Genomic DNA, 9,924 nt, shown 5'->3' on the forward strand with positions numbered 1-9,924 from the left:
AACTATGGTTTAGCTATTGAAAACAGATTGGCTTTATTGAGACCATTAATTCAAGAAGAAATTACCGATTTTAAACCTAAAATATTTCTTTCTAATTCAGAAATTGAAGCTGCTAAAAAAACCATTTTAGAAGCCAACATTCCTCAAAACCAACCTTTATTTATGATTGGGATTTTGGGAAGTGAATGGTACAAAACGTATCCATTGGAACATATGGCTGAATTACTAGATTATACAGTTGAAAAAACTAATGCTTCGTTACTGTTCAATTATATTCCAAATCAAAAGGAAGATGCTTTAAAACTTTATAACTTGTGTAACGAAAAAACACAACAAGCTATTTTCTTTAATATTTATGGAAAAAGTCTACGTGAGTTTTTAGGCTTATTATCACAATGCAACGCTTTGATTGGGAATGAAGGTGGTTCTGTAAATATGGCAAAAGCGTTGTTTGTCCCAACGTTTTCATTATTTTCTCCAAGTGTTGATAAAGAAACTTGGCAGATTTTTGAAGACGAAAAGAACATTTCAATTCATTTAAAAGATTTGAAACCAGAAATTTATGCAGAACATGACGAAAAATACATCAAGGAACATACGTTTAAATACTTTGAAGAATATCCAATTGGGTTAATTAAAGAAAAAATGGATGAGTTTTTTAAGGAAATTGGTAGTTAAAGATACTGAGAAATTCCCTTTTCAATGGCAGTTATATTGTGCTTTTTATTGTAAGCTCTAATAGCAAAATTTTTCTCCCAAGTTTGTTTGGTTGCATAACCTCTTTTGTGATCTAAATGCAAACAAATAGCTTGGTAACGAATTTGTTTTGCCAAAACTCCAAAGTTGAATAAACGCTCACCTACTTCTCTATCTAAACCACCATATTGCATTTCTTCGTTAAAACCATTAACTGCCATTAAATCGTTTTTAAAACAAGATGTATTGTGACCGTTAAAGGTTTTCTTGGTTGGAGTTATCCAATTCATAAAAATAGCGAAGTATTTATTATGCGTTAATTTTGTCAACTTAAAACTACTTTTTACTCCGTTTTTAATTAACCACGATGTTGAAAAACAATTTTGTGATTTTATATCTTCAAACGAAATAGCTTTAGAAGTTTCCATAGGTAATTTAAAATAACCACCTGAAAGAAAATACCCCTTTTCTTGAAATTTTAAATGTTGCTGCACAAAATCTTTTCTTGGAATACAATCGCCATCTGTAAATAATAAATAATCTGAATTCACTTTAAGAATAGCTTTATTTAGAATTTTACATTTTTGAAAACCATTATCTTCTTGCCAAATATGAAGTATTGGATACTTAAATTTAGATTTAAAAGATTCTATAACTTCTTTAGTTTTAACAGTAGAGCCATCATCAGCAACAACAACTTCAAAATCATTCTCGGTTTGTTGGCAATAGCCTTCGAGAACTTTTGATAGCCATTCTTCTGAATTGTAAGTAGTAATAATTACGGATAACTTCATGAAAACTATTAAGAATGGAAAATTACTATTTTTTCCAAAACTTTAACCTCTTTTTTATCCTTTTTTTTCGGTAAAAACGATATTGAAAATCTCTAGTAAGATTCCACATAGTTGAAAAAACCTTATCTTCATCTACTCCAGAAAGCTTAGCATACTCATTACTCATAGTAGCAACCATGTCTTCTTTTGGAGTGATTTTAGACAAGTTTTTCATGCGAGTTTCAAAATCCATTTTTTCATGGAATTTCATTCGATTTAAATCCACTAAATAAAAATCATATTTCCCTTCAGGTCTTTTTATAATCAATGTGTTTCCTGGTGAATGATCTAAAAATTCAATTCCTTTTTCATGCATAGAAAATGTAAATTTCGTAAACTGACGCAATATATTTTCTGCGTCAGGATAATCCGTTTCTACTAATTCACGATACGTTAAATCACATTGCAAATGCTCACTTACATAATAACTATCTTTTAAACCTAGTAGCGAAGTATTTTCAAAATAAGCCACTGGTCTTGGTGTACCAATGTTATTCTTTAATAAAAAATTAGCATATTCAAACGAACGTTGCGCTTTAGATTTTCTAAAATATCGGTAAGCAATTTTATTAATTAGGTTTGGTTCTTTAAACGATTTTACATTTAAAGTCAATATATCTAACTCAAAAAGTTTAATGGTATTTCTATTTCCTTTGATAAAAATTTCACCTGAAGTATTGAAATTTTCAATGAAATTTTCAATTTGTTGTTTCTTCTCTAAAAAGGCATCGTTTAGTTTGTACACCATTATTTTTTTTTCAAAATTATGCATACAATTTAATTAAACCAATATTTTAGGTATTTTTACCAAAAAATAAATCAAAAAAATGAGTTTATTACCTAAATCATCCCTTATAACTCCAACTTATAATTGGCCAGAAGCTTTAGAACTTTTATTGTTAAGCATAAAAAATCAAAGTGTTTTGCCTGATGAAGTACTAATCGCTGATGATGGTTCCAAAGAAGAAACTACTCAATTAATTAAAAAATTTCAAGCTGATTTTCCGGTTCCTTTAATCCATGTTTTTCATGAAGACAATGGCAATCAGAAACCAAAAATCATGAATAAAGCAATTGCTAAAGCTAAATATGACTATATTATTGAAATTGATGGTGATATTATCATGCATAAGGACTTTGTAAAAGATCATTTGACTTATGCTGAAAAAGGATTTTATTTATTTGGTTCAAGAGTAAATATTCAGCAAAATATTTTGAAAACTATTTTTGATAAAAAGATAATCAGCTTTAGTTTTTTTGCTGATGGAATTAAAAAAAGAACTAGAACTGTTAGGTTTCCTTTGTTTATGAAATTTGCCAAAACTCATGAAGAACGTTCAGGGAAATTGAGAGGTTGCAACATGTCTTTTTGGAGAGAAGATTTTATTAAAATCAACGGTTTTAATGAGGGTTTAGTAGGTTGGGGAATTGATGATTCGGAAATGATTCAACGTTTACATAACATTGGCATTAAAGGAAAAAGATTAAAACAAACTGCTATTGCTTATCATATTTATCATAAAGAACAAGACAAACAAAATCTTGAAGTAAATAATGCCATTGAAAAAGAGGCCACAGAAAAGAAAATTACTTTTATTGAAAAAGGAATAAATCAATATTTGTAATTAGTTTTTTATTACAACTTTTTGATATTCTTCTAAAGTTTTTTTAGCGATATATTTTGCTGTGAACTGCTCTTTTATAATTGCTTTTCCTTTTTCTGAAAACTGCTTTTGTAAATCTTTATGATCTAAAATTAAAGCTGTTTTATTTGCTAAAGACTTACTGTCCTTAATATCAGCTATAAATCCATTTTCACCATCGATTATAATATCTGAAACCACTCCAACTTTAGTAGATACAACAGGTATTCCAATTAACATAGCTTCTAGTAGTGATGTAGGTCCACCTTCTCTTTGCGATGTTAAGAGAAAAGCGTCAAATTGTGTATTTAAAGAAGAAGCATTTTTAATTTTATCCATAAAAACTATATCCTTATATACTTTTTTTTCAATTGCATATTGTTTTAATGAATCTGTTTTTTTAGAAAATTCACCTACTTGAATAAAAACTATATCATTTCTTTTTAAAGTATGTTTCAGCTCAGCAAGCACATCAATTAAAGTAAACAAATCTTTTGCATTTGTATGATTAGCAATGTTTCCAACAATAAATTTCTTCTTTGGAATATTATATAACTCTCTGATATTTATTGAGCTAGTGTTGTTTAAAATATTTAAAGATACACTATCATTAACTACAACGGTTTTCTTTAAGGTTGCATCATTTAACGTTTTTCCAAATGAATCTTGAACCATTTTAGAAACACATATAATTGAGTCTAACCTATTGCTGTTATATTTTAATTTACTTAAAAAACTACCACTTACACCAACACCTTTTTTTGAAAAAATCAACTTTGTTTTAAATCGGTAAATCAGATTTGATACTAAAAAAAACATCAACGAATCGCTAGTATGTAGATGAACAATATCTGGCTTGTGTTCAATTATTATTTTAGCTAAGTGTTTATAATTAATGTATTTATTTAATTTTCTTGTTTTTACTCCAACAAATGGGATTTTGACTTTATTACATTCATGCTCTAACACTGAATTATTAATTCCATAAACAATATTTTCTACATTTAATTCGTTTAGTTGTGGAACTATGTAGATTATCTGTTGCTCGTTTCCTCCCCATCCTTTTGCTCCAGATATATGTAGTATTTTCATAAAATTATTTGTTACTTTGCCTGTGATAATTTTTTGTAAAAATATATAAAATAAATTGCAGTTACAAAAGAGAATTAAACAAAAAACAAACTAAAATGCTCGATTTATCAATTGTTATTATTAATTATAATACTAGTGATTACACTATTAAGTGTATAGAAAGCATTTTTGAACATACCTCAAATGATTTAACGTATAATATCAAAATAGTTGACAACCATTCAAACAAAGAAGATGTTAGCAAACTTGAAGATTATATTAAAAAGATAAACAACCCAAAAATAACTTTTTTAAAAAACCACATGAATGTAGGTTTTGGTGGTGGAAATATGATTGGTTCTCAATTTTCTGATGCAACATATTATGCTTTTGTAAATAATGATTCATTGCTTTTAAATGATTGTTTTACAATAATCATTAATCAAATGAAAAAAAATGATGAATTTGGAATTTGTGGACCACAAAGTTTTAAAGAAGACGGTAATTTATTACCAACTTTAGATCATTATTCATCTCCTCTAAAAGAATTGTTTGGAAGGTATTTTTTAGAAAGCATAAATTCTCAAAAATACCCTAATAGAAAAATTGAATACAAAGAACCAAAAAGAGGACAGTTTGTTTCTGGAAGTTTTATGATGGTAAAAGCTGAAGATTTTTGGAATGTTGGTGGGTTTGATACAAATATTTTTTTATATCATGAAGAAACAGATTTATGCATTCGATTAGCAAAAATTAAAAAGTATGCTTATTTGATTCCAGATGCTAAATTTATACATTTTCATGGTGCAAGTACACCAAAAAATATTGAAATTAAAACGGAATTAAAAATATCGCTTCTTTACGTTATCAGAAAACATTATGGTTATATAAATTATAGATTGATATTATTATTTCTTCAGATAAAGTATTTTATTAAAAGTTTAAGAAAACCAAAATATTGGTATTTATTCGAAATACTATTTAGAGGGGGACGTTTAAATGATTCATTGAAACACAAGCAAAATAACAAATAAACAATTTATGAATCTTTTTAAAAATCTATTTAATAAAGTAGCTCTTTTTGATTTTAATACTCTAAAGAACAGTGAAAACTATATTCAAAATGAGAAAACAATTGTTATTATTTCGGGTTCAATTCCAACATTTGATAAAGATTCAGGTTCAAATAGACTAAAAGAAATTATCTTAGCGTACAAAGAGCTAAATTATAATTGTTTTTTATGTTTTGATGCATCAGAAAATGACAAGAAATATGTTCAATTCTTTAATGATTTTGATATTATTTTATATTCAAAATTAAAAAATAAAAATAAAACAATTTCTTTTTTAAAATCAATTCCAAATATTGATTTTGTCTGGTTTTATGGCCCAAATACTTTAAAAAAACAATTCGTAAATTTCAATAAAACGTTACCTAAATCAAAGACTATTTATGACATGGTAGATATTCATTTTTTGAGATACAAAAGAGCTATTGAGTTAGACACCAAAAGAATTTCATTAAAAAAAAGATATAAAAAATACTTTAAAATTGAAACTGTTTTAGCTAAGAAAGTTGACTTAATTATCGCAATTTCTGAACAAGAAAAAGAAGTTATGTCTTACTATATTGATAAAAATAAAATTATCACTATTTCAAATATTCACTATCCAAAAATCAATATAAAAAACACTAATTCTTTTGAAGAAAGAAATAATATTCTCTTTATTGGTTCAGCTCATACACCGAACATTGACGCTTTACATTTTTTAAATAAAAAAATAATGCCTTTAGTTTGGCAAAAACTGCCTAATTTAAAAGTAGATGTTATTGGTAATTTAGATAAAGAAATTTCAGATATTAATCATCCAAATATTATTTTTCATGGTTATGTGCCAGAAATAGAATCTTTTTTTAATTCTGCCAAGTTTATGATTGCTCCATTAAGATATGGTGCAGGTGTTAAAGGGAAAATTGGTCAATCATTTGAATATTATTTACCATTGGTAACCACTAACATTGGTGCTGAAGGCATGTTTTTAAAACACAATGAAAACGCATTAATAGCTAATAATGCTGAGGATTTTGCCAATGAAATCATTAATTTATATGAAAACAAAGAATTATGGCTAAAGCTTCAAAACAATTCTGAAGAAAGTTTGAAACCCTTTTCTAGAGAAAAATTAAAAGAAAAATTAAAAAAAATATAGCTATGAAGTTGAAAAAAGAAATAAGTCTATTTTTTAGAAGAAGAAGAAAAGTTAAACAATTAGAAGATAAACTAAAAAATATTCAACCCAAACAACTTTTAGAAATAGATAGAACTCCAATCGTATTTAATAGTTCTGACAAACCTAAAGTTTCTATAATTATTCCTTTTTACAATCAAGAAATTTACACATGGAATTGTCTTCAATATTTACATAAGAATTTAACAAATAACTATTCTTTTGAAATAATATTAATTGATGATAATAGTTCAGAAAAATATGATTTTACAAATGTTTCTGGAGTTAGTATAATTAAAAATGAAACAAATCTAGGCTTTTTAAAAAATATTAATAAAGGAATAAACGCTTCAAAAGGTGAGTATATTTATTTATTAAATAATGATACCGAAGTATATGAGAATTTTTTAGACGAACTTTTTTATGTTTTTGAAAATCATAAAAATGTTGGTGCAGTTGGTTCAATGTTATTAAACCCTGATCAAACATTACAAGAAGCTGGTTCTGTCTTTATGAAAGATTTCACTATTCATCAAATTGTAAGAAATAGGAAGCCATTTTATCCTGAAGTTAATTATATTAGAAAAGTAGATTACTGTTCAGGATGTAGCTTATTGTTTAAAAAACATAAAGATAATGGAGAAATAAATCTTTTTGATGAACAATTTGCTCCAGCTTATTTTGAGGAAACTGATTTATGTTTTGATTTAAAGTACAATCAAAATAAAAATGTTTTCTATACACCCTTCTCAAAGGTTTTACATTTTAATGGAATTACATACAACGATAAATCTAAACAAAACCAGGAAAGTAATAACCGTAAAGAAATTTTATTTAAAACTAATCAAAAGAAGTTTTATGATAAATGGAATAAACAAATAAAAAGCATTCAAGCAGAATGTGTTGAAGATAGAATTTTAGAAATTAACAACAATAAATCTATTGTATTTATAAACGATACAGTTCCTGAATTTGATAGAGATTCAGGTTCAAATAGATTGAAAGAAATTATGAATGTGTTTGTTGAAAAAGGATACAATGTAACTTTCGTTTCTAAAGATATTTTCATTTGGCAAGCCTATTTAGAAGTTTATCAAAGAATGGGAATTAATATTTTTTATGAACATTTGCAGTACAAAGATTATAAATATTTTATTTCAAAATATTGTATAAATACCGACTATGTATGGATTTATGGTCCTAATAGTTTTAAAAATTATTATGAAAAAATTAAGCCTTTATTCTCAAATTCAAAGTTTATTTATGATATGGTTGACATTCACCATTTAAGATTTAAAAGAGCTTCAGAGATAAACAAAGAAGATAAAAGCAGTTTCAAAAACTATTTAGCCTACAAAAAAATAGAATTAGAAGCAGCAAAAGTATCTGATTATACAATTACTATTTCTGATGAAGAAAAAGAGTTCATGAAAGCATATTGTAATGAAGAACAACTAATTACAATTTCAAACATTCATTATCCTAAAGTAAAACAAGATAAAATAAATTCTTTTAACCTCAGAAGTGATATTTTATTCATTGGTTCAACACATCATCCAAACGTAGATGCTATTTATTTTTTATACAATAATATAATGCCAGTTGTATGGAATACATATCCAAAAATGAAAGTAAATATTATTGGTAATGTTAATACAGTTGTAAAAGACATTAGTGATGAAAGGTTTATTTTTCACGGTTTTGTTTCTGATATTGAACCACTGTTTAATAATTCAAAATTGATGGTAGCTCCTTTATTAATTGGTGCAGGTGTTAAAGGTAAAATTGGACAAGCTTTTGAATATTACTTACCCGTTGTAACAACTACCATTGGAGCAGAAGGAATGTTTTTAAAGGATGGAGAAAATGTACTAGTAGCTGATGAGGCTAATTCATTTGCTGAAACTATTTTAGAATTGTATACGAATAATGCCATTTGGAAAAAACTTAGTGATAATTCTGAAAATAGTCTAAATCCATTTTCAATTGAAAGAATAAAAGAAACTATTAATACTAACTTTTAATGATTATATCTGTAGCTATTTGTACTTTTAATGGGGAAAAATACCTAGGTCAACAATTAGACTCAATATTATCTCAATCTACTCCTGTTGATCAGATTGTCATTTGCGATGATAAATCGACAGATAAAACTAAATTAATATTAGAAAAATATAAAACTAAATATCCTGAGATAATAAATATCTTTAAAAATAAAAATCAATTAAGAAGTAATAAAAATTTCGAAAAAGCATTGAGTTTATGCACTGGAGATTATATTTTTTTTGCTGATCAAGATGATATTTGGCAACCCGATAAAGTTTCTAAAACAATTGCCTTTTTTTTAGAAAACACAAAAATTCAAGGTGTATTTAGTAATGCTGATTTAATTAATGAAGACAATAGCCTTTTTTCTAATGAAATAACCTTGTGGGATTGCTCAGGCTTTTTTCAGTCAGAATTTATAGAACCAATTAACTTAATTATGTTCATGATTATTGAAGGAAATTTTGTAACAGGTGCTACACTTTGTATAAAAAAAGACGTTAAACAATTATGCTTACCCTTTCAAACAAATGAAAAAAATTTTTATCATGATCATTGGATAGCTTTTTTGTTGGCTGAAAAAAATACTTTAGGGTATATCAATGAAAATTTGGTTTCATATAGAATTCACATTAATCAACAAATAGGCATTGGTAATCATGCCGAAAGAATAAAATCATTTAATAACTACACAAAAGCCTATAAAATGATTTTGGGATTTTTTAAACCTACTAATTTCAATGAATATAAATTAATTACTAGGTTTTTTTACGATAAATACATTCATCATAAAAATAATTATAACAAAGATTATAGTCAGATTATAAACTATAAAATTGAAGTTAATCTATTAAAGTTATTTAAAAAAGCAAAAATAAACATGATAAAGGCTTATCCTTTAAAATATATTACAAAAAAAATAGCTTATCTTTTTAAAAAGGACAACAGCTTAACTTTCAAATAAATATTAATCAAGAAAATAAAGGTTCTAACAAAGTAATGTGAAATTCTGAACCTAAAAAAATAGTTTTTTTACTTTTTTTAAGTTATCTAATACTTTAAATGAATTTTTACAAATACAATTTTAAATAAATTAACCATAATGATTAAAAGTCTATTACTTAAAATAAACCTCATAAAATACTATTATAAAGGCAAATACATCCATCGAGATCCAATTTATATAAAAGGAAGAGAGATCAATAATGACCCTTATTATATTAAAGGAAAAGAAATATTGAACGATTCTGAATTTATAAAAGTACAAGAATTAGCCATAAAAGAAGAGTCTAAAAAACCTCTTAGAACAGAAATAATAAATTTTTTATTATCAAATAATAATAATAATAATTATTTAGAAATAGGGGTTCGAAACCCAGATGATAATTTTAACCAAATTATAGCTA

The 9,924-nt window shown here is 25.9% G+C and carries 10 protein-coding genes; 7 read left to right on the plus strand and 3 right to left on the minus strand.

The genetic code is table 11. The features are described 5' to 3' along the window. Nucleotides 1–678 (plus strand): glycosyltransferase family 9 protein (locus tag AACZ53_RS11575; protein WP_339838561.1); only part of this gene is annotated, 678 nt, incomplete at its 5' end. Here the strand turns inward: AACZ53_RS11575 and AACZ53_RS11580 are convergent. Together AACZ53_RS11580 and AACZ53_RS11585 are read right to left on the minus strand one after the other, a co-directional pair. Then, a complete protein-coding gene (locus tag AACZ53_RS11580) occupies nucleotides 675–1,490 on the minus strand; it encodes a glycosyltransferase family 2 protein (RefSeq protein ID WP_339838564.1) in 816 nt (271 codons plus the stop codon). The genes AACZ53_RS11575 and AACZ53_RS11580 overlap by 4 nt on opposite strands. 25 nt (nucleotides 1,491–1,515) lie before the next feature. Then, the gene (locus AACZ53_RS11585) at nucleotides 1,516–2,277 is read right to left on the minus strand and encodes a Kdo domain containing protein (protein ID WP_339838567.1); all 762 of its coding nucleotides are present in this window, start codon (nucleotides 2,275–2,277) and stop codon (nucleotides 1,516–1,518) included. 79 nt (nucleotides 2,278–2,356) lie between these two features. Between AACZ53_RS11585 and AACZ53_RS11590 the strand changes: the two genes are divergently transcribed. After that, complete coding sequence (locus AACZ53_RS11590; RefSeq protein WP_339838569.1) at nucleotides 2,357–3,154, plus strand: glycosyltransferase family 2 protein; 798 nt, start codon at nucleotides 2,357–2,359, stop codon at nucleotides 3,152–3,154. Here the strand turns inward: AACZ53_RS11590 and AACZ53_RS11595 are convergent, their stop codons facing one another. Further along, entirely contained in the window at nucleotides 3,155–4,264 is a 1,110-nt protein-coding gene (locus AACZ53_RS11595; RefSeq protein WP_339838572.1) for a glycosyltransferase family 4 protein, read from the minus strand. Between the two features lie 95 nt (nucleotides 4,265–4,359). On the opposite strand from AACZ53_RS11595, the gene AACZ53_RS11600 reads away from it, so the two are divergent. The 5 genes from AACZ53_RS11600 to AACZ53_RS11620 all read left to right on the plus strand — a co-directional run. Continuing rightward, the gene (locus tag AACZ53_RS11600) at nucleotides 4,360–5,277 is read left to right on the plus strand and encodes a glycosyltransferase family 2 protein (RefSeq protein WP_339838574.1); all 918 of its coding nucleotides are present in this window, start codon (nucleotides 4,360–4,362) and stop codon (nucleotides 5,275–5,277) included. A 7-nt stretch (nucleotides 5,278–5,284) separates the two neighbouring features. Beyond that, nucleotides 5,285–6,454: a glycosyltransferase gene (locus tag AACZ53_RS11605; protein WP_339838576.1), complete on the plus strand. Its 1,170-nt coding sequence runs from the start codon at nucleotides 5,285–5,287 to the stop codon at nucleotides 6,452–6,454. Nucleotides 6,455–6,456: 2 nt separating this feature from the next. Further along, nucleotides 6,457–8,496: a glycosyltransferase gene (locus AACZ53_RS11610; protein ID WP_339838578.1), complete on the plus strand. Its 2,040-nt coding sequence runs from the start codon at nucleotides 6,457–6,459 to the stop codon at nucleotides 8,494–8,496. Then, a complete protein-coding gene (locus AACZ53_RS11615) occupies nucleotides 8,496–9,482 on the plus strand; it encodes a glycosyltransferase (RefSeq protein WP_339838580.1) in 987 nt (328 codons plus the stop codon). Before AACZ53_RS11610 ends, AACZ53_RS11615 begins: the two co-directional genes overlap by 1 nt. A 138-nt stretch (nucleotides 9,483–9,620) precedes the next feature. Further along, on the plus strand, nucleotides 9,621–9,924 hold a 304-nt coding region (locus AACZ53_RS11620; protein WP_339838581.1), incomplete at its 3' end, for a hypothetical protein.

Source organism: uncultured Flavobacterium sp., assembly GCF_963975005.1.
GTDB lineage: Bacteria > Bacteroidota > Bacteroidia > Flavobacteriales > Flavobacteriaceae > Flavobacterium.

Excerpts from the sequence above, each read along its gene's own strand:
- AACZ53_RS11590 (WP_339838569.1), top strand. The coding sequence starts at position 2,357 with ATGAGTTTATTACCTAAATCATCCCTTATAACTCCAACTTATAATTGG.
- AACZ53_RS11610 (WP_339838578.1), top strand. The coding sequence starts at position 6,457 with ATGAAGTTGAAAAAAGAAATAAGTCTATTTTTTAGAAGAAGAAGAAAA.
- AACZ53_RS11600 (WP_339838574.1), top strand. The coding sequence starts at position 4,360 with ATGCTCGATTTATCAATTGTTATTATTAATTATAATACTAGTGATTAC.
- AACZ53_RS11580 (WP_339838564.1), bottom strand. The coding sequence starts at position 1,490 with ATGAAGTTATCCGTAATTATTACTACTTACAATTCAGAAGAATGGCTA.
- AACZ53_RS11615 (WP_339838580.1), top strand. The coding sequence starts at position 8,496 with ATGATTATATCTGTAGCTATTTGTACTTTTAATGGGGAAAAATACCTA.
- AACZ53_RS11605 (WP_339838576.1), top strand. The coding sequence starts at position 5,285 with ATGAATCTTTTTAAAAATCTATTTAATAAAGTAGCTCTTTTTGATTTT.
- AACZ53_RS11585 (WP_339838567.1), bottom strand. The coding sequence starts at position 2,277 with ATGGTGTACAAACTAAACGATGCCTTTTTAGAGAAGAAACAACAAATT.
- AACZ53_RS11595 (WP_339838572.1), bottom strand. The coding sequence starts at position 4,264 with ATGAAAATACTACATATATCTGGAGCAAAAGGATGGGGAGGAAACGAG.